17 protein-coding genes are annotated in these 23,597 nt (G+C 42.6%); 15 read left to right on the top strand and 2 right to left on the bottom strand.

Going from position 1 to position 23,597, the window contains the following annotated elements; genetic code table 11:
- Window positions 1-117 precede the first annotated feature (117 nt).
- The 12 genes from ACHFIZ_RS03380 to ACHFIZ_RS03435 all read left to right on the top strand — a co-directional run bounded on the left by ACHFIZ_RS03380 (window position 118) and on the right by ACHFIZ_RS03435 (window position 18,923).
- Complete coding sequence (locus ACHFIZ_RS03380) at window positions 118-2,529, top strand: TonB-dependent receptor plug domain-containing protein (RefSeq protein WP_410882859.1); 2,412 nt, start codon at window positions 118-120, stop codon at window positions 2,527-2,529.
- A gap of 23 nt (window positions 2,530-2,552) precedes the next feature.
- The gene (locus ACHFIZ_RS03385) at window positions 2,553-3,845 is read left to right on the top strand and encodes a RagB/SusD family nutrient uptake outer membrane protein (RefSeq protein ID WP_410882861.1); all 1,293 of its coding nucleotides are present in this window, start codon (window positions 2,553-2,555) and stop codon (window positions 3,843-3,845) included.
- A gap of 5 nt (window positions 3,846-3,850) precedes the next feature.
- A complete protein-coding gene (locus ACHFIZ_RS03390) occupies window positions 3,851-6,916 on the top strand; it encodes a SusC/RagA family TonB-linked outer membrane protein (protein WP_410882863.1) in 3,066 nt (1,021 codons plus the stop codon).
- A gap of 69 nt (window positions 6,917-6,985) precedes the next feature.
- Complete coding sequence (locus ACHFIZ_RS03395; RefSeq protein ID WP_410882864.1) at window positions 6,986-8,512, top strand: RagB/SusD family nutrient uptake outer membrane protein; 1,527 nt, start codon at window positions 6,986-6,988, stop codon at window positions 8,510-8,512.
- 17 nt (window positions 8,513-8,529) lie between these two features.
- Window positions 8,530-9,165 (top strand): fasciclin domain-containing protein, encoded by a 636-nt coding sequence (locus ACHFIZ_RS03400; RefSeq protein WP_410882866.1) that lies wholly within the window; start codon window positions 8,530-8,532, stop codon window positions 9,163-9,165.
- 9 nt (window positions 9,166-9,174) lie between these two features.
- On the top strand, window positions 9,175-10,014 hold the full coding sequence (locus ACHFIZ_RS03405; RefSeq protein WP_410882868.1) for a DUF5007 domain-containing protein: 840 nt from the start codon (window positions 9,175-9,177) through the stop codon (window positions 10,012-10,014).
- 5 nt (window positions 10,015-10,019) lie between these two features.
- A complete protein-coding gene (locus tag ACHFIZ_RS03410) occupies window positions 10,020-11,657 on the top strand; it encodes a LamG-like jellyroll fold domain-containing protein (RefSeq protein ID WP_410882870.1) in 1,638 nt (545 codons plus the stop codon).
- Window positions 11,658-11,668: 11 nt separating this feature from the next.
- Window positions 11,669-12,154, top strand: a complete 486-nt coding sequence (locus tag ACHFIZ_RS03415) for a hypothetical protein (protein ID WP_410882872.1) — start codon at window positions 11,669-11,671, stop codon at window positions 12,152-12,154.
- Between the two features lie 24 nt (window positions 12,155-12,178).
- The gene (locus ACHFIZ_RS03420) at window positions 12,179-13,717 is read left to right on the top strand and encodes an Ig-like domain-containing protein (RefSeq protein ID WP_410882874.1); all 1,539 of its coding nucleotides are present in this window, start codon (window positions 12,179-12,181) and stop codon (window positions 13,715-13,717) included.
- A gap of 12 nt (window positions 13,718-13,729) precedes the next feature.
- Window positions 13,730-15,118 carry an aspartate aminotransferase family protein gene (locus tag ACHFIZ_RS03425; protein ID WP_410882876.1) on the top strand — a complete coding sequence of 463 codons (1,389 nt, stop codon included), beginning with the start codon at window positions 13,730-13,732 and terminating at the stop codon, window positions 15,116-15,118.
- Between the two features lie 25 nt (window positions 15,119-15,143).
- Complete coding sequence (locus ACHFIZ_RS03430; protein WP_410882878.1) at window positions 15,144-16,079, top strand: alkaline phosphatase family protein; 936 nt, start codon at window positions 15,144-15,146, stop codon at window positions 16,077-16,079.
- A gap of 261 nt (window positions 16,080-16,340) precedes the next feature.
- The gene (locus tag ACHFIZ_RS03435; protein ID WP_410882880.1) at window positions 16,341-18,923 is read left to right on the top strand and encodes a TonB-dependent receptor; all 2,583 of its coding nucleotides are present in this window, start codon (window positions 16,341-16,343) and stop codon (window positions 18,921-18,923) included.
- A gap of 293 nt (window positions 18,924-19,216) precedes the next feature.
- Here the strand turns inward: ACHFIZ_RS03435 and ACHFIZ_RS03440 are convergent, their stop codons facing one another.
- Complete coding sequence (locus ACHFIZ_RS03440; protein ID WP_410882882.1) at window positions 19,217-20,107, bottom strand: bestrophin family protein; 891 nt, start codon at window positions 20,105-20,107, stop codon at window positions 19,217-19,219.
- A gap of 174 nt (window positions 20,108-20,281) precedes the next feature.
- Window positions 20,282-20,458, bottom strand: a complete 177-nt coding sequence (locus tag ACHFIZ_RS03445) for a histone H1 (RefSeq protein ID WP_410882884.1) — start codon at window positions 20,456-20,458, stop codon at window positions 20,282-20,284.
- Window positions 20,459-20,909: 451 nt separating this feature from the next.
- Here ACHFIZ_RS03445 and ACHFIZ_RS03450 point away from each other — a divergent pair, with 451 nt between their 5' ends.
- The 3 genes from ACHFIZ_RS03450 (at window position 20,910) to ACHFIZ_RS03460 (ending at window position 23,568) form a co-directional block, all read left to right on the top strand.
- The gene (locus ACHFIZ_RS03450) at window positions 20,910-21,518 is read left to right on the top strand and encodes a porin family protein (protein WP_410882886.1); all 609 of its coding nucleotides are present in this window, start codon (window positions 20,910-20,912) and stop codon (window positions 21,516-21,518) included.
- Window positions 21,519-21,570: 52 nt separating this feature from the next.
- Entirely contained in the window at window positions 21,571-21,747 is a 177-nt protein-coding gene (locus tag ACHFIZ_RS03455; protein WP_410882888.1) for a hypothetical protein, read from the top strand.
- Window positions 21,748-21,861: 114 nt separating this feature from the next.
- Window positions 21,862-23,568: a glycoside hydrolase family 3 protein gene (locus tag ACHFIZ_RS03460; protein ID WP_410882890.1), complete on the top strand. Its 1,707-nt coding sequence runs from the start codon at window positions 21,862-21,864 to the stop codon at window positions 23,566-23,568.
- Window positions 23,569-23,597 lie beyond the last annotated feature (29 nt).

A 23,597-nucleotide genomic window follows, 5' to 3' on the forward strand; every position in this document is an offset into this window, starting at 1 on the left:
GTTAATTTTTGTAGACTATTATCTTAATAAACATTGTTTAGTATTGCTTAACTTTTAGGGTAGTCGATAAGACAGCCCCTTAAGGTTAGGGATAGTCACAAAATTTTAATCGATATTATGAAGTTATTGCCAAAATGCATTTGGAAAGCTATGTTTCTGTTGATTGCTATCAGCAGCGTGGTTATGGATGTATGTGCACAGGATACGCTGGTGGTAGACAGCGTTGTAACATCCAACCGAAGCGGGATAGAGCATATTCTATCAGGAAACATTCCTGGACTCCGGATCAAAAACTGGTCTGGTACCCCCGGTTCCCAGTCGATATTGAACTTGCGCGGTCTAAGTTTGAATCCTACCAGTAAATCTACCATGCCGCTGATTCTGATCAACGGTGTTCCAATTGTCGCCAGCCCCTCTGATGTAACCGGGATCAATCCACTCTCCTATTTTTCTGTGGATCAGATTGATAAGATTGAAGTCATCAAAGAGATCGATCGTCTGGCTGCTTTTGGTGTGCAAGCACCAAACGGAGCCATCAACATTATTATGAAAGAAGGAGTATCAGGTGCCATTCATGTAAGTGCCAATGCATTTGCAGGCGCAAACTTTCTGCAAGGAATGGACTATCGGGATGATGCTTTCTATAATTTCAATACTCAGGCCCGCCGAGAAGTATACGGTAATGGAGGCTTTGTAAACGAACAGAATCTCACAGTAGATGGTAGTGGTGACTATGGTTCCTATCTCTTCGGGTTAACAAACTACAAAGACAAAGGATATATAAAGGACTCAGGCTTTGGCCGCCAGTCTTTATTTTTAAATGCTAAGTATAACATCACCCCAAAGTTGTCAGCGCATTTCTATAATAATCTTTCGCTAACCAGAAGAGACGGCCGTTATGCTGGCGAGTTTAATCGCGAAATGGTATTGCCGATCATCAATGAAGAAGGCTTTTTGATGGATAAGAACAGAAATGTTGGTTTGGTCTCTTCTCTTAGGTTATCCTACGCATTTAACCCTAAACTGAAAATCACTGCGGTTCCCTCGCTTTCCTATGATGCTGCAAGTCGTGATGCATATGTACCATCTAATATCCTAGACGGGAGGATTTACGCAATAAGCGGAACACTTAAGAGACAATTACTCACGATCAATACTTCATTAAATTACATTACACAGCTTTCTGATGTATTGAAGCTGGATATGACTATTGGCAATGAGTTAAGGAGCAATGATGACAGGCTAACTTCCATTGATGGAAGTCGCGGGTTGAAAAGCGGAGGCTCTGACTTTGTAAAGGTAGTTACTGGCTACAATGCCAATCAGGTCAACGCTTTCTCTGACCATCAAATGGAAAAGATCCTATCGTTTTTTGGTACATGGAAATGGAATTATAAAAATGATCTGGATGTAAATATGATAATTCGTGCCGATGGAAGTTCATTATATGATGATAAATGGGCATTTTATCCAGCATTAGGAATTCATTACAATCTTAAAAATACTTTAAACATTCCTGTAAAAGCCAACGTTGCCTACGGCAAAACGGGAATACTTAGTGGCTCAGATGTTTACCGCGGTGAACTGGGAGCTTACGGCGATTACAGCGGTGGAAACAAGCTCGGAGTGGGCCTTCTTTACTCTGCCTTCCCAGATGCAAAAAGCGCGAGTGTTTATCAGCTTGACGCCGGACTGTCGTTCAATATCCTACCTGGGTTAAATCTTGATGTCAACTACTTCGACAAAACGTATAGGAACTTTACCTATCAGCGAAACCTTCCTAACATTAGTGGTACCGACTATCAATACGAAACAGGTGCCTCTCTGGGCCTTTCGGGCTTCGAAGCACAAGTTCAAGGTGTTTGGTTCAATACGCCTAATTTCGGCTGGTCTACAGCTGTAAACATTGCAGCTTATAAAAATATGGTAAGGTCATTGCCAATTAATATTCAAAGTACAAACCTTAACTATCTGTCTGCATTATCTAAAGGAGATGCGGTGACTTCGCTGGTGGCTTATGAAGGAGGTGTAGCAAAAGTAGTGGGCAATACGGAAGCCAAAGCATTTGGTGGCTTTAGTAATACCTTTAGATATAAAAAGTTCTCAGCCAGCTTCACGGCCAGTTATGCCTGGGGTGCAGAGGTGCTTACCGAATCATTCACCAGTACTTATTTTGCAGATCTGGTAGGTAACAGTTTCCCGCTCAAAAATGCAGAGACTCCATATTACTTCAGCTCAAGGGATGTTACAGGTCGCACTGTTTACCAGGGTATAAGAACAGTTGAGGATGCAAGTTTTATCCGCTTAAACAAAGCGGCGATCACTTATCATCTCGGGCCAGTACTCAAACGTATCGCATCCATCAGTGATATACAGGTATTCCTTCGTGCTGATAACCTGATCACATTGACGAATTACAGCGGGGTCAATCCAGAGGAAAATATAACCGGTATCCGTAGACGTGACCTAAGCCTAACTGGCACTCCACTACCTTCATCTCTTGTGCTGGGCCTTAAACTGGCACTATAAAAACGACGATTTAAATGAACGATATGAAATTCTTTAGACCAATTCTTATCCTGGTGCTGCTCCTAAATCTTTCTTCCTGTAAGGATAGCTTGACGATCCAGCCAGATAACAGGACAGTTGCTGATGGCTACTATGACTCTGCCCAAAAAGTAGAGCAGGCCGTGATCGGTGGGTATGTAGATCTTAGAAGGGCTTTGCTAGCTAATCATGCCTTTTTAATGTACGGCGAAGCACGTACAGGTGACCTTAAAGTTGCCGTAGATTTCCAGCAAATTGTATCAGACCAGAAACTGACGGCAGACCAGCGATATGTGAAGCAGATTAGCGACTGGGGCTATTTTTACGACGTGATCCGCGATGCAAATAATTTGCTAGACATCATAAGCAAAGCTGATAATAAGGTTCTTAATGCCTATCAACGCAATTTATTCAAAGGAGAAGCCCTAGCGCTTAAAAGCATCAGCTATTTCTATCTGGCCCGCATCTGGTCAGACATTCCTTCTGCAGAGAAGAATGATTTTGGAAAAGTTTTTACCAATAAACAGGCGGTTATCCTGGCAAGCAATTTTGCTGGCGAAGCAAAGGCCATCTTGCCGTGGATGCTTATCAATGATGATGGCATTGAAAGTCTGGCATTAACCCGCGTCCGTTTCAATAAAACAGCAGTTACCTCTCTTTTAGCTCAAGAACAATTGTGGCTTGGCAAGGCTGGTGATGCCTATACTTTGCTAACGAATACTTTTACTGCTTCCACTACGGACAGCCTTTCAACTTTTGGTCTGTCATTAGGTGCAGACCGCCGTACAGAAGTGCCTCTATTACCCCTGGCAAGCAATGTAGTAAGCGTGCCTTTAGACCGGTTCAATGCAATCTACCCTGCAACTGATACACGCCGCAGCATGTACAACATTTCTGCCGGCGAAAACAAAGCAACACTAGTTGTTACTGAGGCAGATGTACTGGAACTGCTGCCGTTGCGGGAAATAAATCTTCTTTTGGCTGAGGCCGCATGGAGCAGTTCAAGGTTAGCCGAGGCTAAAATTTACTTGATTAAAGCAGCTACTGGTGCAGCAGAAGATTATAGCACTTTGACCCAGGCAAACTTTGGAGATGCGCTTTTGAAAGAACGCAGGCGTATGCTAATGGGCACTGGTCAGCGCGTGTTTGATCTGATCAGGCTAGCTAAAGTAACGGTCTTCATTCCGGCATTTACTGCTGCGGATGTGCAGAAGGGCGCAGCATACTGGCCTTTGTCGGCAAATAGTTTAAGTGGCAATTCATTGAATCAAAACAGTTATTGGTTATCAAAAAATTAAATCTAATGAAGTCATTAATAAAAAGAGGCTGCCTTATTCTTGCGGTATTGTTGATCCCGATGGGTCTGCTCGCACAGTCGGAACATACCGGCAAGGTGATCGACGATAAAGGTGGCGCGGTCATCGGCGCTACTGTCAGGATAATCGGTAAAAAGGCAGCTACCATCAGTGATGTTTCCGGTAGTTTCAGTATATCAGCAAGCATAGGCGATTCATTGCTTTGTACATCTATTGGCTTTCAGCCAAAAAAGGTGGCTTACCGAAGTGCAACAGATCTTATCATCCGTCTTTCCGAAGACAGTAAAACTTTGGGACAGGTTTTGGTAGTTGGTTATAGGAGTCAATCGAGACAAGAGATAACAGGCTCAGTTGCTGCCATTAAGATGGATAAAGTTACGGAAGCGCAAACAGCAGAGTCTTTTGAATCCTTGTTGCAAGGCAGAATTGCTGGGGTGAACATTCAATTGAATTCTGGCGAACCAGGTGCAACGCCTGCAATTATCATAAGGGGCTTAGCTGCCGTAAGCCGCGATGATGCTTCTGCATTATCTGAGCCACTATACGTAGTAGATGGAATGCCAATCATCTCCCGTACCAGCAGTGAGTTTTCCGTTACCAGCACCAACGTGTTAGCCGACCTGAATCCAAGTGATATAGAAAGCGTCGTTGTGCTAAAGGATGCCTCGGCTGCAGCGATCTACGGTTCCCGTGCAGCTAACGGTGTAATCCTGATCACCACAAAGAAAGGTAAGATTGGCAAGCCTCAGATCAACTTCAACATTCGTACTGGTATAAACCTTGTACCGCAGTTACTGGATGTTGCAGGGGGAGCCAGAGAACGTGCTCAGGTGCTTAGTCTATATCAGCAATACGCACCTTACGGCACTTACATGCCAGCTATGTATACAGATATCACCAACCCTTTTTACAACAATTCTTCCGATTGGCAAGGTTATTTATACAGCACTTCAGTAACACAAGATTACAATACTTCAATCCGGGGTGCCGGCGACTATGGACAATACAGCATCAGTCTGGGTTACATGGACAATAAGGGAATATTATTTAATACAGGCTTCAAACGCTACAGTTCTTTGGCCAGCACGACCTTCTATGCGCTGAATAAAAAGCTGATCATCAATAACACGTTGGCGGTTTCCAGGACTGATCAGGGCCGCAATCCCGATGCACTTTCAACTGGTTATTCTGCATTGCTACCCCTTCCTGATAATGTACTCGTAAGTGGTGCAGAAGTTTATCAACCTGGTAAGAGCGCAAACCTGAACGATAGGGTGCGTTTTAGCTCAGACGCGACCCTGAACCTAATTAAGGATTTAAGCTACAATGTCAATCTGAGTATGGAATATCTGCGGTCAATGCAGGATTCTTATTCTATGTCACGCCGTACACTGCGGGCGGATACCAGGAGTGGGGCAGGTGAGAATAGAAACTTGTTGTTTCAAAATACCCTGACTTATGCACCACAGATTGGTAAACATAAGATCAGTGTTCTTCTTGGTCAAAGTGCCGAAAGAGTAGAGTCCAAATTAACCCAAGTGAACAATGTGAGCAGTATGGCTGGTTTATCACAGACCGTTAATGGACCTCAAGGTACCACTATTGGTAGAAGTGATTTTACGGCAAGTACGTTAGCGTCATTCTTTAGCCGTTTAGACTATTCCTTTGATGGTAAATATTTAGTTGGGGCCTCAATACGTACGGATGGTTCGTCAAAGTTCGGAGCTGCTAACCGCTGGGGTGTTTTCCCATCCGCTTCTGCCGGCTGGAACTTCAATAAGGAAGAGATTTTCAAAGGCTTAAAGTGGCTTAGCAACGGTAAGATCCGCGCAAGTTATGGATTGACCGGTACTACATGGAACAATGACTATTTAGCATTAGGCGTGATGAGCGGTGGAGCACTGGATCAGTATAATTCCTTATTGCAGATTTCTTATGGTGGAATATCCGGTTTTACACCTACCTGGTATGATGGTTTTAAAAACGAGAATCTAACCTGGGTGAAAACACAAATGGGCAACATTGGACTGGATATTTCACTCTTTAATAATAAGGTAGAGTTTATTTTTGATGCCTACCACAAGTTTACAAAAGGTTTGCTACTCACTACCTCACTGCCTACTACATCAGGATATAATGAAGTTTACCGAAACGCAGCCAATGTCTTAAACCGAGGATTAGAATTCACGGTAAATACAAATATTACTTCAAGCAAGGATTTTAACTGGAATATGGGGTTGAATTTCGCTTACAATCAAAACCGCGTTGTGGCACTTCCAGATGGCAATGCCGATATTATTAAAACAAGTACTTCCGGACAAGACTTTGGATCCGTTGTGAGGGTTGGTATCCCGCTAAACGGCTTTTTCTTTTACCAGTCCCAAGGAATTTACCAGGCTGAAAATCAAATACCTGTAAATCCAAAGACTGGTGCACGCCTCATTGGTCTTCAGAACAAGAAGCTGGCTGTAGGTGACCGGAATTTTAAGGATCAAAACGGTGATTTTAAGATAGACGTTTCAGATCGCGTTTATGCCGGGGATCCTAATCCGAAATGGACAGGCGGTTGGACAAATGATTTTAACTATAAAGGTTTTGGTCTAAATCTGGTTTCCACATTTGTAATAGGAAGAGATATCATTAACAGTACGCTGTTGAACAGGCTTAGGTATGGGAAAGATTTTGCAGGAAGTTCTTCCATGCCAAACTTCGACAACTATTCTATCTGGCAAAAAAGCGGCGACGATGCCAAATACCCGACACTAAACCCTTGGAATGGCGTTTCTCAAATCGTCAACATGGACTCTGAGTACATAGAGGATGGTTCCTATCTAAAGATCAAGTCAGCTACACTTTCTTACACCTTTACTAAAAACGCAATGCCACGCTTTCCGCTAGAGAGAATGCGGGTTTACTGCACTATGGACAACGTAGTTACTTTTCAAAAATATAGCGGACCGGATGCAGAGCTGGTTAGTGTAGATGGTTTCGACGTTTCTGGGGGATATCCTATGCGTAGGATGCTACTGTTCGGAGTTTCGATTGGATTATAAAGTCAAAGACTTAGAAATAACATTACCATGAAGATCAAAAAGCATTATCAAAATATAAAAAACAGACAGATGAAAAATAAGCTAATTGCCTTGTTTCTGCTCGTTGTAACGCTTGCTGGAACAAGTTGTAAAAAGTGGCTGGATCAGCAACCCATCAATACGGTGACAGAAGACCAGGCATTGCAGAACGGTACTGATGCCGAGGGAGCAGTTGCAGCAGCGTACTCCATATTTCGCAGGGGCCTGTCGGGCCTTACCAAGGATGATACACCTTCAACCACTCGTAATGGATCCTGGGGAGATTACTATTTCTGGGGAGATTCACGTTCAGGCGACTGGATCACACCAAACAATGATGGTGATTGGGCTGCTGGTTTTCAAAATCATCTGATCTCCCGCACCGAGCTGGAACCGATGACCAACTGGCGATTATTCTACCGTGCCATCGAGCAATGTAACCTGGTTCTGGAAAAGATTCCGGCAATTAAGACCAACCTTACGGAAGAAAGAAAAGCCCAATTAATAGCTGATGCCCGTTTCTTGCGTGCAATGTCACATTTTTATGCTGCACGTATTTGGGGTGATATTCCAATCAACATGAGTGCACGTAATGTGCAGCCATTAGGTAGGTCGCCGCTTAATGAGGTCATGAAGATGGTGGTTACTGAGGTAGACCTAGCATTGCCAAGCCTGGCTTTGGCTAATAAAGGAACGCTTAAAGAGTCGAGTTCCAGAGCAACAAAAGGTGCAGCATTGGCCTTAAAAGCCCATGCGTTGATGTGGTTAAAAGACTATCAAGGGGCATCAGACGCCATGAAACAGATCATAGATGCGAATGTCTACAGATTAGTGCCGATCAATCAATTTCGGACCTTATTCGATACTGGTGAGTCTCAGGAGATGATTTTTCAGATGTACTATAACGCTAAAAAAGGGGAGTATTCTGGCTACTATGGTCACATTATGACTTATTACCTAACCAATCCTTACACAGACAGGGGCAACCTTTCTTTAGCGGTGCCAAGGTCGAAGATCCTGGAGATCTATCCAGATTATGCAAGAGACAAGTCAGACAAAAGAGTTGCTGAATTTTTCCAGAGTATTGATTTCTCTGTCAGCTCCAGCGAACTGCGCCCGGTACTTCCAGACCCGTTACAGAATGGTGAACGTGCCATCATGTTTGCCAAATTTAGAAAAGTGAAAGACAGAAGCTATAATCTAATGGACGGTAGCGTACCTATTTTCAGGTATGCAGAGATCTTGTTGCTGAAAGCTGAGGCTGATGCAAGGTTAGGAAGGGTAGCAGATGCTTTAGAAAACCTGAATAAAGTACGTATACGTGCCGGCATTCCTGCCTTTACCAGAGATGATGCGCCTATCGTCATAGAAGAAGTATTGGCAGAAAGACGCCGGGAACTGATTGGCGAGTTTCACCGTGTGTATGACCTGGTACGCTTAGGCCGCCTTCACGAGTTCAACAGTTTTGTGACAGCTCAAGGCGAAAGGGATGGAGCCGGTTTCTTCCCTGTGAGTGATGAGGCTTTCAACAACAACCCAAACATGGAGCAAACTTATTACTGGCAGTTTAATCAATAACCTTAATACACATCGATATGATAAAATTGATAAAAGCCATCGCGTTGATCTCTGCCTTGTTCGTGATGGGCTGTAAAGACGACTACTTTTCAGATGATCTTAAGCCCAATGGTCAATCGGGAGAACTAGGCATTACGACGATGCAATACCTGCAAAATAACCCATCTACTTTTGATACGCTCGCACGTTTGATCAAACTGACCGGACTTGAAACTGCTGTGAATGAAAAAGGCAGCACTTTCTTGGCACCAAGGGATTTTTCTATCCACAACTATTTTAAATTATTATATCCGGATCCAGCGAACATGCCGGCAACTTTAGACGCCCTGCCACAGCAAGAGAAGGATAAAATTGCAGGGATCATTAAAAACTATATCATTCCCAAAAAAGAAATCGTCAGCAGTGGATTGGCGACCACCTATAGCTATGAGGTCACTGCAGCTGGTAAAAAAGCACGCTTCAATGTGGTGACTACCGATTATCTGGGTAATGTTAACATGGGCGCCAGATTCGTAAATTTTTCTCTGAACGTTGCCCCACCGGGAAGTAAAGAGCAGTACGAGACAGTATCGGTAGCCACTACCGATCTCCGCTCTACTACGGGAGTGTTGCACGTGCTGGCTTCAGACGCACACATTTTTGGATTTAATTAGAATAAGGTAATGAAATGCAATAACAACAAAGGCCTCCTCAATGCAATTACGCTATGTGGAACACTGCTTTTAGGATCCTGTACAAAGGTTCCAATGGAAGGTAGTTTAGCCCCCGATATTAGTTATAAAAATAGAAAGCAATATGCTATCTCAGGTCTGCAGCAGAATATCGGAAATTTTCAAGTTTCGACTTCTACTTTACCGCTGAAATTTGAGATCGTGGAAGTGCGGGAGCTAACCGGCAAAGTGACTGCTTCGTTGACTGAGAATATACCTGTAGTGCGCTTTAAAGAGCCGATTGTTGGTAATGAAACTGCGGCTGAGCTACTGCTGAAAACGGATACCGTAATGACTCCTGCCGTAAGCGTAAATCCCTTTACCGGTCAGCTTGAAATACTGGAAGGCAATAAGATCCCTGCTGGAGAATACCATTTTGACATTAAGGTAGCCAACAATTCAGGCGCTAAGATTTTAAAGGATGCACTGGTAATAGAGTTCAAAGAGTTAGAGGTGAAGTCATGGTCGTCAGGCATGCTTAAGCAACCTGAAATAGAACGTATTGGTGATGCACCCAACCAAATTCGCTTTGTAGGCTATTTAAATAATATTCCGCTCTCCGGTGATCAGATAGATTTTACCAAAGAGCGCTCAGCAGGCTTTAAAGGCACCTTTATAAACGATACCAATGATGGCGAGATCTGGCAGGTAAAATTTCCTGTCAAGGAATCGAATACCTACTGCTCCTGGAAAATTACTAACCCTAATGGTGGTGCTGTGAGTTACCTGAGCGAAAACTTCAATTTTGTGATAGGCCTGCCGGGCAATTACGTTGTCCGGTTATATAAATAAAAGATATGAAAAGCATTTTTAAATATTCTTGCCTGGTCCTAGCTGTAATGTTGACTGCGACAACAGTTTCTTTTGCCCAGACCGCTAAAACTAAAAAGTTATTAATGATTGGTGTGGACGGTATCATCAGCAATGCGATAGAATATGCTGCAACGCCAGGCATCGACAGGTTAATTGCAGATGCGTCTTACAGCATGAATGGCTACAGTGGTATACCTGCCTATTCCAGTACTGGTTGGGCAACCTTGCTTACAGGTGTATCTGCTGATAAGCATGGTGTATCCGTAAATAAATCTTATTCCGGTAACCGATTTACTCAATATCCTTCAGTGGTAAGTCGCATCAAAACTGCAGCGCCATCATTGGTAGTGGCTTCGGTAGTTCGCACTTCCGAAATCAATACCCTGCTGAACCAGTCTGCCGATCAGAAATTCCAGTATAATACTGATGAGGAGGTATACAAGAAATCAGCAGAACTATTAAAAGATCCAAATATGGCTGCTGTGTTCGTACAGCTAAGTAGCCCCAGCGATATTGGTCAATCACAAGGCTTCCAGCTTCGAAAGGCCAGCTACGTGCTCGCTATTCAAAAGGTAGATGAATATGTTGCAGGCTTACACGCCAGTATTCAATCCAGAGCAACTTATGCAAATGAGGACTGGAGTATTTTTTTTGTGTCTACTCACGGTGGTACCGAATCTGGTCAGCCACAGAGCACGAGCCCTGAAGAAGTGAACGTACCAATCATCCTTTCAGGAAGTGAAATGGACAATAAAGAACTGATTGGGATGGCGCTCGCGCCGCGTGAAGGTGCAGACAATATCCTAACCTTGAATAAGGCAAGCTCGGGCGACCGTACCTATGTACGTGTGCCGATCAAAGGTACGGCACTTCAGGGAATGAGTAAGTTTACCATCGAGACCTGGGTTAAAGCAGGGCCTAATGACAGTGATCCATCCATAATTGGCGATAAGAACTGGGACTCCGGGGGTTTACCTGGATATACAATCTGTAGGAGCGGGTCTACATGGAAGATCAATATCGCCAATCAGAAGTCAGAACGTTATGATATCGGTTCTACCAAAGCACTGGAAGACGGTAACTGGCACCATCTGGCGGTGACTTTCGATAAAACCAGATCATGTAAGATTTATCAGGATGGTGTGGTTGTAGCAGAATCTGTGCTGACCTATAAAGAGGCTGACAACATGGCCTCTCCATACGATTACCTTTGCTTGGGACAAGATGGTACGCAAGTCTATAGTGGAGGTGAACCCAACTGGGCTGGTTCTTTCAACGAGGTCAGGATATGGACAGACGTGTTGTCAACCGAGACCATTCAAAAATATATGTTTCTCCGCAATATTGAAAGCAGCAATCACCCCAATAAAGCCGCTTTAAACCTTTACCTGAAAATGGATGATTTAAGAGGTACAATAGTGAAAGACTATAGCGGTAAAAACAACAATGGAGAACTGGTGGGTATCGCAAGCGAACGTCATCCATATTACCCGATTGGCCTTACCGATGTATCTGTTAATATTTTAAATCATATGGGCATTCGCGCCGACGGTAGCTGGGGACTTGAAGGAACTGTTCTGAAGTCGAACGTACCGTTTCGCTTATTTAAAGTCAATAATTAATATAGATTGATATGAAAAAGAGATTCAATTTTAAAGCATTCTTTACGCTGCTGGCGGCTTTCGTCTTGTTGGTAGGGTTAAGCTCCTGCGCCAAGGAGATGTTACGCCCTGATGTTCTTAGTGGTGATCGATTGATTTCAAGTCGCCTGGATGGCACCTGGACAAAACCAACAAACATTGTAACACCAACAGGCGTTCCGCCTGGTGTTTTTGGAGCTATGCGTCTGGTATTTACTACTGATGAATCTGGAAATCCATCCAAGTTTATTGGCCAGGATTGTCCGATCGTATTTAGCAATGCTGTCGCGGGTGCATGGCGAATCACCGGTAATGCGGATAGTGCGCAGGTCAATCTTATTGGAGTAGGACCTGTAGATGATTTCAAAGTAAAGGTTTCGGCTAACTCGCTCAACCTCTCCTTTTTTATGGGCTGGGAAAATACTGATACCAAAGCGACTGGCAAAGGAAATTTTAAGGTAACACTTAGCCGCCAATAATACCTGAATTGATAAAGAAAAGATATGAAAAATATGTACAATAAATCGTTTGCGCTGAGCTGCACAATCTCGCTGCTTGGCCTGGCTCTGTTCCAGTCGTGCAAGAAGGAACTCGATCACACAACGGATACAGGTAACCCAATTGTAGTTAGCTACAATCCTACATCGGCTGTAGAAGGCGTTGCGGTTAATAGTAACCTAATATTGACCTTTAATGAGGCTATTAAAAAAGCGGAAGGGATGATCGTTATCGCCAGCGCTATAGACACACAAAGGGTAAGCATGAATTCAGATGCGGTGAGCATCTCAGAAGACAAGCACATTTTAACGATTAACCCACCAAAAGATCTGAAATCGGATGAAATCTATACCGTAACTATGGATCAGGGTATTGTGACTGATCTTTTAGGAAACAAGTATATGGGATTTCCTGACGCCACTTCCTGGAAATTTAAAACGGTTGGTGCAAGCGGGCTTCCTATTGTAGCATTGAATCCAATCCCGGGCAGTGCAACCGGTTCGATAATTAAACTGGAATTGAATTTTGCAGCCGACATAAAAAGGGGTACCGGTAACTTCAGCGTCTTTGAAGCTGCGGGTAATGTGAAGGTCGCGGATCTTGCCGTTACAGGACAAGGAGTAGTAGTAAGTGGCAAAAAGGTAACCTTAAAGTTGGGAACTCCTTTGAAATTTGCGACTGCTTATTATGTGCTTGCTGATGCAGGTACTGTAATGAGCAACGATGGTAAGGCCTTTGAAGGCTTCTTACTTCCAGCTTCCTGGAGCTTTACCACGACAAGTGGTAGCGGTAACGCACTTGTTGCCTGGTTACCTATGGATAATGACCTGTCTGACGCCAGCGGCAATAAACTGGATGCGATGCTGGGCGATTTTGCGACTACTGACGTTGTGTTTGTAACAGATGCAGAACGTGGAAAAGTAGCGTCATTTGGAGCCGGTTCTTATGCCGTATTCCCTAAGCATGACCTATTAAGACCATCTCTCACACAGAGCTTCAGTTTCAACTTCTGGGTAAAGACTAAGGGTATAGGATCTGATCCTGCAATATTCTCCAACTCCGATTGGGATAGCGGCGGTAACCCAGGTTTTGTCTTGGCAACTGATGATGGCGATACCTACACAGGTCCGGGATCATCAGGGAGGGGCTGGTTATTGAAGATGACAGGCGATGCAGGCGGCGTAAGCAACCGGATGGACTGGAGGGCAAACGAGACTGTTCCACAGGCCGCTGCTCTTGCAGATGACAAATGGCACATGATAACCGCCGTGATTGATCAGGCAACTAAGAGACTTGTAGTATATATAGATGCTAAAGCCTACATGCAAGCTTCTAAGCCCGCAAGCTTCGATCTGAATACATTGAAGGGTCCGCTTTGGGATAGTAAAAATGATTATCCATTTACCATTTGGGAAGATGGGACCGGGAAATACAATTCCGGAGACGATACACGTAAAACCCTAAGCGGTTTGGTAGACAATGTCAGGATCTATAAAAAAGCCCTGAACGCAGCTGAGGTAGCTGCATTATATGTGGTTGATTAGAAAAGCAGATACATGAACAAAATGACAGTGCCCCATAATTATTTGCATACAGAAGGTGACCTCAATCTCGGTGAAGGCCGCCAACGCTGGAATAAGGGTATTCAGGACCCTGCTACGTTGACAGCACTAAAGGCGGATTCCGACAGCTTTTTGCATCAGGCATTGTCTACACCATGTCTGGATGTGTTGGAATCTGCTGATGGGATCTGGATCAATACTGTATCTGGCGGATCATACATTGATTTTCATGGAAACAATGTTCACCAGTTGGGCTACAACAATAGGTTTATTATTGAGCGGGTAAAGACCCAGCTGGACACACTTGCTTTTAGTCCGCGGCGTTACACCAACTTGCCGGCGATAAGCCTTGCGGAGCGACTTTCGGCCTTAACCGGTCATGCGCTTACCAGGGTACTTTTTGCGCCAGGCGGCACTTCTGCCATAGCGATGGCACTGAAACTTGCCCGCATTTATACAGGTAAATATAAGACGCTCGCCATGTACGATTCTTTTCACGGCGCGTCAATGGATAGTATTTCCCTGGGCGGGGAGTTTGTTTTTCAGCAGGGCCTTGGTCCGCTAATGGCGGGCAGCGTTCACGTACCACCTGTCGACACTTATAGAGGAATATGGTTCAATCCAGATCAAAGGGAGAATGGCGATCTGGCTTATGCCGATTACCTGGAGTATGTTATTGAAAAAGAAGGTGATGTGGGCGTGTTGGTTGCAGAAACCATCCGCAGTACAACTGTTCATGTACCATCACAGGCCTACTGGCAAAAGGTGCGCGAGATTTGCGACAAGCATGCCGTACTATTGGTTTTTGATGAGATCTCAATAGGGATGGGTCGTACGGGAGCTATGTTTGCTTATCAGCATTATGGTATTGTACCAGATATACTTGTTCTGGGGAAAGGCTTGGGTGCAGGAATTATACCCATGGCTGCGATTGTCTGTAAAGAAGAATTGAATGTTGCCGCAGAGGTATCGCTCGGTCATTTTACCCATGAGAAAAGTCCGCTGGGCTCAGCTGCAGCTCTGGCTGCTTTAGACTATATGAAAGACAACAATATCCTGGCACAGGCGGTCCAGAGCGAAGTATTCATCGCAAAGCGCCTTCATGAAATGAAAGAGCGTCATGATTTTATCGGAGACATACGGGGGAAGGGACTATTGTGGGGACTGGAATTGGTGAAAGATAGGGTAACCAGGGAAAAAGACAACCAGACGGCGGACCGTACCCTTTATAAATGTTTGGAATTGGGATTGAGTCTAAAAGTTTCGGATGGTAATGTGCTGTGCCTTTACCCCCCGCTAATCATCTCAATTGAAGAATTGGATGAGGCCTTGAATATTTTAGAGCAGGCTATGGTGCTTGCACATGGAGCGCAGCAGAAATAAATATTAATTTTAAGAACTTAAAACTATGAAACATTTTCTTTGCGTATTGGCCCTAGTCACATTAGGTATGAATGCACAGGCTCAGCAGAAAAAGGGTAAAGAGCTATTCAAACATGTCGTGATTATAGGTATTGACGGCTTAAGTGTGATGGGCTTGCTGACCGCAGATGCCCCTGTGATGCACAAGATGATTGCCGAAGGTGCATTTAAAAAAGATGCAAGAACCGTGTTGCCTTCTTCGAGTTCCTCTAACTGGTCGGCGCAGATTCTTGGTGCAGGTCCGGAAATCACCGGTGTTACTTCAAATGACTGGAAGCCAGATGCCAAGCATATGACGCCTGTTGCAGTAAATGGTATTGGCCGTTCTCCAAGTATTTATGATATCATTCGTCAGCAACGCCCTAAGGCAGAGCAAGGTGTTGTTTTTCATTGGGATGATTATGGCCGTCTGTTGCAAAAAGATATGGTGAACCATTATGAATATGCCAAAACAGAATCAGAAGCCGCCGCAAAGTTCGCTCAATATATCAGCGCTAAAAAGCCAACTTTTGCTTTACTTCATCTGGATCATGTAGACCATGCGGGTCATGAAGACGGTCACATGACGCCGAAGTATCTACAATCTATTGCAAAAGCAGATAGTCTGGTCGGAACAGTTTTGGCCGCGATTGATAAAGCAGGGATGAAAGACAATACCTTGGTGATGATTGTTGCAGATCATGGTGGTATCAAAATGGGCCATGGCGGCGAATCTGATGAGGAGATCAATATACCTGTTATCTATTATGGCAATGGGGTAAAGAAAGGCTATAAGATTCAGCAGCCAGTTTACCAGTATGACGTTGCGGCCACTGTTGCATTTGTTTTCAATCTTGAGGTGCCTTATTCCTGGACTTCACGCCCGGTTAAAGCTGCTTTCAAAGGCTTCTCTGAGCCAACTAACCTTAAGGTTGGTCTATAGTTTTTCACCTAAACGCTACCCTGTCTCCATCTACGAAAGGCTTAAGCGATTGTGCGTTCATTTGTGTAATAGTTAGCAACAGTCAGGTAATTTAAATTCATTTCATGAGTTAAAGGTATTTTATTTAGATTCTAGTCGTCGACTTAGGCTAAAATATACAAAACGATAACACCTCAGGATTCTTAATAACTACTAAATCTATAGATTTAATTGCAAATGAAGAAAATCGTATTATATTTGCCGAATAAATTTTTAAAAATCATGAAGAAAAGCTTACTCATTTCCTTAATAATGCTGCTTTCAGTTGGATACGCATCCGCACAGATCTCAATAAATGGGGTTATAAAAAGTGATAAGGGCACTCCAATTCCCAACGCGACAATCATTATAAGAGGGACTAAAATAACAACCATTGCGGATACAAATGGTGTTTTCACAATCACTACTAAACAAGAACCACCATTTTATCTTCAAGTAAGTTCAGTGGGTTATAAAGCTCAGGATTTCCAGGTATTAAAGGTTCAGGATGCCCCATTGGAACTAGTATTGGTAGAGAGTGCTTTGCTGGACGAAATCATGGTAACTTCCAGAAGAAGATCAGAGGTGTTACAGGAAGTTCCGATTGCCATCACTGTTATTGGTGGACAAGCAGCTGAAAATGCTGGCGCTTTCAATGTGAATCGTTTGAAAGAACTGGTTCCTTCTGTACAATTGTACGCATCAAATGCCAGAAATACTACGCTTAATATTCGTGGACTAGGTTCAACTTTTGGGCTGACCAATGATGGTATTGATCCGGGAGTCGGTTTTTACGTAGATGGTGTCTATCACGCTCGTCCTGCTGCTACCTCTACAGACTTTCTTGACATTGAGCAAATAGAGGTTATCCGCGGTCCTCAGGGGACATTGTTCGGCAAGAACACAACTGCCGGAGCATTTAACATTACTACGACAAAGCCAACCCAAACCCCAACGGCCAAAATAGAACTGGGATTTGGTAACTATAACTTTATACAGGCTAAAACATCTGTTTCCGGTGGAGTTGCAAAAAATCTTGCGGCAAAAATATCGATCTCTGGAACCCAGAGAGATGGAACCATCTGGAACACCAGAGAAGAACGGAAATATAGTGGTCAGAATAACCTTGGTTTCAAAGGTCAGCTCTACTACACTCCATCAGAAAGATTGAAAGTACTGCTTAGTGGAGATGTAAGTATACAACATCCGGCAGGTTATCCTTTGGTAATCGCAGGTGTTACAACTACAGAAAGAAGTGCTTACCGTCAGTATGCAAAGATTGTTTCAGACCTTGACTATCAGCAACCTAAAATTGATCCCTTCTCACGAGAGATCAATACAAACACGCCATGGAGACACAATCAATCGATTGGAGGAACATCCCTAAATGTAGATTATAAAATAGGTAACGGTACGCTTACTTCCACAACTGCCTGGAGATTCTGGAACTGGGATCCTACTAATGATCGAGATTTCTCTGAATTGTCAGCGCTTACAAAATCGCAAGGAAACTCTCGTCATGACCAGTACTCGCAAGAGTTCAGATATGCCGGAGACATCACCGAAAGGCTAAGTGGTGTAATTGGTTTATTCGCACTTGGTCAGAACCTAAAAGGTTTAGCCCAAACTGAAGAGGTGGGTAAAGATCAGTGGAGATTTGTACAAACGAGCGCCACAGGTACTCAAGCATTGTATTCGACACCGGGATTATTAGACGGCTTTGGTATCAAAACGAATTCGACAATCAAATCTTTAAGTGCTGCAATATTTGCACAGGCCGATTGGGAGTTTTTAAATAATCTGCATGTGTTACCCGGATTAAGGTTTACGTATGACAAGAAGGATGTTGATTATGCTAGGATGACCTACGGTGGTTTGCAGACCTCAGATGCAGTATTATTAGCATTGAAAGCCGCGGTTTATAGTAATCAGCAATTTGTTACCAGCGTAGATAATAAAAACCTTTCAGGTAACATCACGGTTTCCTATCGCCCAACTGCTAAATTAAATGCCTACGGAACTTTTTCGACAGCCTATAAACCTGTTGGAGTCAACGTAGGGGGCTTGCCAACAACCGCTGCTGGCGAAGCAAATTTATCTTTAGCAGTCGTAAAACCGGAGTATGTGCAACATTATGAACTAGGTATAAAATCCAAGCCTGCTAAAGGAGCAATAGTAAATCTTACTATTTTCGAAACAGACATTAAAGATTATCAGACTAATGTTCAATCCCCACAGTTAGGTGTAAACAGGGGGTACCTAGCAAACGCAGAAAAAGTGAAGGTAAGAGGTTTGGAGCTTGATGGAACTTACCAGGTAGAGCGATTTCTAAGTTTAAATGCTGCTTTAGCTTATCTTGATGGAAAATATGTCAAGTTCAAAAATGCTCCACTTCCATTAGAAGAAACGGGGCATACAGAACTTGTTAATGGTGTTGCAACCCAAGTCGCGTTTAAGGACGCCTCAGGCGGAAGATTACCGGGGATTTCTAAATGGAATGTTTCTGGCGGTGCCGAGTTTAGTATACCGGGTGCTCTTGCAACGAAAGATGGCAGATATTTTATAGCGGGAGACGCAAGTTACCGTTCAGATTACTCATCAAATCCAACTCCATCACGGGTATTAAATGTTGATGGCTACTCCCTGTTAAATGCGAGATTAGGATTCAAATCAGATAAGTTCTCCATATTTGTTTGGGGCAGAAACATTGGTAACACAAATTATTATGAACAATTGCAGGCAGCAGCAGGTAACTCCGGGCTGTATGCAGGTGTACTTGGCGATCCAAAAACTTACGGCGCCACCTTGCGTTATGCTTTCTACTAAAAACTCATAAAGTAAACTTCCGGACAATCCGGAGGCTTACTTTAAATATGGAGTGACCTTAACCCCGATCAGGTATACTGTTGTCTTAGAGAGAAAGGTGCATATGGGCTTTATATAAATCCATTATAATTACGTTGCAAATTCATTGTGAATCCAAGTTTTGTCGGATCAGATTGGACTTGCATTGCTTTTGTATTGGACTTGCATTGGACTTGCCCAAATTACAACCAAACCACTGTCCTATCTTAGTTTAGCCTTAGCTCTAGTTAAAAAGTCTCGAAAGATTAAGTTTTTTACAGAATATATTCGTCATTAATTGCTCTAACAGGCTCAGGAATGTCTGATTCCTGAAGCATTTCGAGCAGATTGATCTCTATGGCTCTGGTGATCTGGTTCAAAGGAACACCTGATGAATTGTTTCGGAAGGGATCTACCAGGCTCATTCCATTTATCTGTGTGGAAACAAATACAAAGCCAATTAACCATCCAAGAAAAATCGAGTATACCCCTGCAGATTGACTGATTACCAATGTAAAGCTTACCACAAAAAGCCAAATGAAAACCTTAGTCAGGTAGGTATATGTCGTTGGAAAAACGGTGTTTTTTATTCGTTCACTCATTCCCATAGAATCCGTAAACCGCACCAACATTTGATTGAGGTCCATAAACCTAAAACCATCAATTTGGTTATTCTGAGAAAGCTTTTGGAGATCTCTGGCCTGTATATTTAACAAAGCATTATGCATGTTAGATTGACTATTAATTTCTAAAATATCCTCATCAGTCAAGTATTTAGAAAGTCCTTCATCTGTGGCCCCGCGTAGGCTTGCTTTTAATGCGTAGAGGAATGCAATGTGTCTGCAAATCATTCTTCTCGATATTTCGTCACTTCCTGATGGATAACTAATAAGGGATCGTGCAAATGACCTCGAATCGTTGACGAGTGATCCCCATATCTTCCTGCCTTCCCACCATCTGTCATATGCCTGATTATTATTAAATCCGATGAAAAATGCAATGGCAGTACCTAATAACGATGGAATGATAACAGGAATCTCAAAATGATGAGCAATTAGGTACTCGCGGATAAGATATGCCCCAGTGCAGGAGGCTATCATGATTAGATCAACTTTCCAGGTATTTCTTAAAATCCTGCTTAACCGAATGTTTTGTACTAATAGCATATTGTTGTGGTGTTCTACTTGTTTCTTTTTAATAAGCAGCAAATGATCCTTAAATACAAACTGAATTTACAGATTGTTGTATTTATTGTTGAAATTGCATCAAACGCCGCATGCCAAAAAAGCTGCCTTGGTTTGTCCAGGGCAGCTTTCTTTTTTCACAAACAATAGGGTATATTATTTTGCGTTCTTTTTTTCTGTGATCTCCTTACGGATTTCAGTAGCTAGGTTTTTTAAATCCTGCATGCCTTTACGCAAGCGTGTACCTGCAGCTCCATTGCCGCCCGTGTAAAATTTCTCTGCATCTTTTTGGATTGAATCCACAAGATCTTTTACTTTTTGAAACTTGTCCATAGTTTAATTTTTCTTTATGAGTTTATATTTGATTGGTTTTGACTTGTGAATATATTAAAAAATCTAAATACTATATTTATTTTCGGCTTTTTTGTGTCATAAAAAAGGTTTTCAACGAACTGGCTGAAAACCTTTGCAAATAATGCCTACCTAGTTTGTTCGCATTATCGGTTAATGCAGGTGTAATGTTTCTGCGGCTACTATGCCCGCTTCAGATGGATGGTAGGTGTTCGCGCTTTCCTTCAAAAATTCTTTGTTTTCAAAAAATGTATCAAATTGAATACATTTTTTGTCGTCCTAATATAATTGTTTTCTCCGGTTAGAGTATACGCTAAATGCACTTATCCCCGTCCAAACCATTGATATTGCCTTAAAAAGTTGACAGTGAATTTTTGTGGCACATTTCTTTCATAACCCATAAAAATTAAACTATTAAATAAATTACTCACACATGAAAAAGATAATTATTTTGGCACTTGGCCTATTTGCAGCGACAGCAGCAAACGCACAAGACATCAGATTTGGAGTTAAAGCAGGTTTAAATCTTTCAAACATTATTAAAGACAATGGCAATAACAATTTTAGCACAAAGGTAAATCCTGGATTTAATGCTGGTGTTACTGTTGACATCCCTTTAGTTGCGGGTATCGCTTTTACTCCGGAGCTATTATTTGCTTCAAAAGGATATAAAGCAACTACCGCACTAGGAGAGTTTACTCAAACTAGTTACTTTGTTGACGTACCTATTCTTGCAAGTATTAAAGTGGCAGGTAGCGGATTGAACATCGTAGTTGGTCCTCAAGTATCATTTTTAACAAGTACAAAAAATAAGTTTGATAATGGCTTTGGAACTACACAGTCGCAGTACAATGAGGACTCTGATCGATTTAAGAAAAGTCTTTTGGGTGGTGTAATTGGCCTGAGATATGACATCAATAACAAATTTGACATCCATGGACGTTATGCATTGGATTTCCAAAAAAACAATGAAGACGGAACTAGTCAAACACCTAAATTCAAAAACCAGGTATTTTCTGTGGGCGTTGGCGTTAAGTTTTAACGAAACAATTTCCGAGCTTCAGCATTAACAATACGAACTTAAATTTAAAGTTATGAAGAGTAATGAAGATTTAAAGCATGCGGGAAGTCCTCAGGGAAATCCTACATCCGACAGGGCATTTCATAATGCCAAAGATGATAAGAAGCAAATAGGTATAACGAATGGTGGCGGACAACGCTCCGACCAAACTTCTAACAAAGACAACGCACGTAAACGCGAGAAGAAGTAAAAGCGTTATTTTTTGTGAGGATAACATCCCTATTATAAGCCGCCTGCATAAAACAGGCGGCTTTTGTTTACCCGCTTTTTTATAACTTTGCATTTTCTGAACAATCTACCGATAATGACTTATAAACATTTCCTAATCTTACCTCTCCTGGTTTTAACCACTTTATGTAATGGTCAAACAGAAAAACCTTCTTTTATTCAAAGCTTGAATATGCCGAACATTTGGGTTGATTCTGTATTTAAAAAATTAAACAAACATGATAAGATCGCACAATTGTTCTTTGTGAGGGCGCATACAAACCTTGGTAAAACATATGAGGATTCAGTTGGGATGGTAATTAAGAAGGAACATTTAGGGGGTGTTGTTTTTTTTCAGGGCGGTCCTGGACGACAAGCGATATTAACAAACAAATACCAGTCGTTGGCCAAAGTGCCGCTGATGATTTCTTCAGATGGCGAATGGGGTCTTGGAATGCGTTTGGATAGCACAATTTCTTATCCTTATCAAATGGCTCTCGGTGCAGTACAAAATAAGGAACTCATTTATCATATGGGATTGGAAGTTGCAAAGGATTTCAAGCGGATCGGTATGCACCTGAACCTTGCACCGGATGTTGACGTGAACAATAATCCCAAAAATCCCGTTATAAACTATCGTTCTTTCGGGGAGAACAAATATAATGTGGCACAAAAAGCTGGTGCTTACATGAAAGGGATGCAGGACGGAGGATTATTGGTGAGCTTAAAACACTTTCCAGGCCATGGCGATACTGATGTAGATTCACATTATGACCTACCACAGCTAAGATTCAGTAAGGCTAGACTCGATAGTGTAGAAATTTATCCATTCAGGGAGTTGGTACAAGCCGGTGCTTCGGGAGTTATGATTGCCCATATGAATATTCCGGCATTGGATTCTACTCCGAACATGCCATCGACGCTTTCAAAACCTATTGTTACTGGTATACTTAAGCAAGAACTTGGTTTTAAAGGCCTGATTGTTTCTGATGCAATGGGGATGAAAGGCGTGGTAAAATATTTTAAGGATGGTGAAGCAGATGTAATGGCAGTTATTGCCGGAAATGATATTCTAGAACTTTCAGAAAACAGTGATCGAGCCATCAAACTGGTTCGTAAAGCGGTACGTAAAGACAGGATTACTATGGAACGCATCGATGAAAGTGTTAAAAAAATCTTGTATGCCAAATATTGGGCTGGTCTAAATAGACGAGACACCATTGTAACGCAAAACGTGCTTCCTGATGTAACCAGAAAAGAAAGTTTAACACTCGTACAGCAACTTGCAGATGCATCGATGACTGTCTTAAGGGGAAAAGCAAACATTCGGGCGCTGAAAAAGGAAATGAGAACCGTGATTATCAGTATTGGTAGCCCTCATGTCACCACCTTCCAGCGAAACTTAGGTGCTTATTATCCAAATTCTATTTTTTATGCACTTGACAAGAACGCAAATGCAAATACCATAGCTAAAATGATGGCAGAAATGGATTCATTTGGCCAGATCATTATTGGAATTCACGATACCCGCACAAGACCTGGTAATGGTATGGTATTAAGCCCAGATCTCAAGATATTGATCAGTGAGATGGCTAAAAAGGGAGCAATTTTCGCCTTGTTTGCCAATCCATATAACCTGTCGGCATTACCCGGACTAGAAAATAGCAAAGCACTTGTCGTTGCTTACCAAAAAGAAGAATTCATGCAACTGGCTGCTGCTTCAGTGCTGAAAAATCAATTGATTGCAACGGGGAAACTTCCCGTAACGGTGAACAACTTCTTTAAATACGGCGACGGAGAATAGACGGATTGAATGTAAATTTATCTAGATTT

The sequence above is a fragment of the Pedobacter sp. JCM 36344 genome, assembly GCF_046546555.1.
Classification (GTDB): domain Bacteria; phylum Bacteroidota; class Bacteroidia; order Sphingobacteriales; family Sphingobacteriaceae; genus Pedobacter.

What these genes read in the sequence shown, in the direction of transcription:
- ACHFIZ_RS03380 (WP_410882859.1), top strand. Translation starts at nt 118, where the DNA reads ATGAAGTTATTGCCAAAATGCATTTGGAAAGCTATGTTTCTGTTGATT.
- ACHFIZ_RS03385 (WP_410882861.1), top strand. Translation starts at nt 2,553, where the DNA reads ATGAAATTCTTTAGACCAATTCTTATCCTGGTGCTGCTCCTAAATCTT.
- ACHFIZ_RS03390 (WP_410882863.1), top strand. Translation starts at nt 3,851, where the DNA reads ATGAAGTCATTAATAAAAAGAGGCTGCCTTATTCTTGCGGTATTGTTG.
- ACHFIZ_RS03395 (WP_410882864.1), top strand. Translation starts at nt 6,986, where the DNA reads ATGAAAAATAAGCTAATTGCCTTGTTTCTGCTCGTTGTAACGCTTGCT.
- ACHFIZ_RS03400 (WP_410882866.1), top strand. Translation starts at nt 8,530, where the DNA reads ATGATAAAATTGATAAAAGCCATCGCGTTGATCTCTGCCTTGTTCGTG.
- ACHFIZ_RS03405 (WP_410882868.1), top strand. Translation starts at nt 9,175, where the DNA reads ATGAAATGCAATAACAACAAAGGCCTCCTCAATGCAATTACGCTATGT.
- ACHFIZ_RS03410 (WP_410882870.1), top strand. Translation starts at nt 10,020, where the DNA reads ATGAAAAGCATTTTTAAATATTCTTGCCTGGTCCTAGCTGTAATGTTG.
- ACHFIZ_RS03415 (WP_410882872.1), top strand. Translation starts at nt 11,669, where the DNA reads ATGAAAAAGAGATTCAATTTTAAAGCATTCTTTACGCTGCTGGCGGCT.
- ACHFIZ_RS03420 (WP_410882874.1), top strand. Translation starts at nt 12,179, where the DNA reads ATGAAAAATATGTACAATAAATCGTTTGCGCTGAGCTGCACAATCTCG.
- ACHFIZ_RS03425 (WP_410882876.1), top strand. Translation starts at nt 13,730, where the DNA reads ATGAACAAAATGACAGTGCCCCATAATTATTTGCATACAGAAGGTGAC.
- ACHFIZ_RS03430 (WP_410882878.1), top strand. Translation starts at nt 15,144, where the DNA reads ATGAAACATTTTCTTTGCGTATTGGCCCTAGTCACATTAGGTATGAAT.
- ACHFIZ_RS03435 (WP_410882880.1), top strand. Translation starts at nt 16,341, where the DNA reads ATGAAGAAAAGCTTACTCATTTCCTTAATAATGCTGCTTTCAGTTGGA.
- ACHFIZ_RS03440 (WP_410882882.1), bottom strand. Translation starts at nt 20,107, where the DNA reads ATGCTATTAGTACAAAACATTCGGTTAAGCAGGATTTTAAGAAATACC.
- ACHFIZ_RS03445 (WP_410882884.1), bottom strand. Translation starts at nt 20,458, where the DNA reads ATGGACAAGTTTCAAAAAGTAAAAGATCTTGTGGATTCAATCCAAAAA.
- ACHFIZ_RS03450 (WP_410882886.1), top strand. Translation starts at nt 20,910, where the DNA reads ATGAAAAAGATAATTATTTTGGCACTTGGCCTATTTGCAGCGACAGCA.
- ACHFIZ_RS03455 (WP_410882888.1), top strand. Translation starts at nt 21,571, where the DNA reads ATGAAGAGTAATGAAGATTTAAAGCATGCGGGAAGTCCTCAGGGAAAT.
- ACHFIZ_RS03460 (WP_410882890.1), top strand. Translation starts at nt 21,862, where the DNA reads ATGACTTATAAACATTTCCTAATCTTACCTCTCCTGGTTTTAACCACT.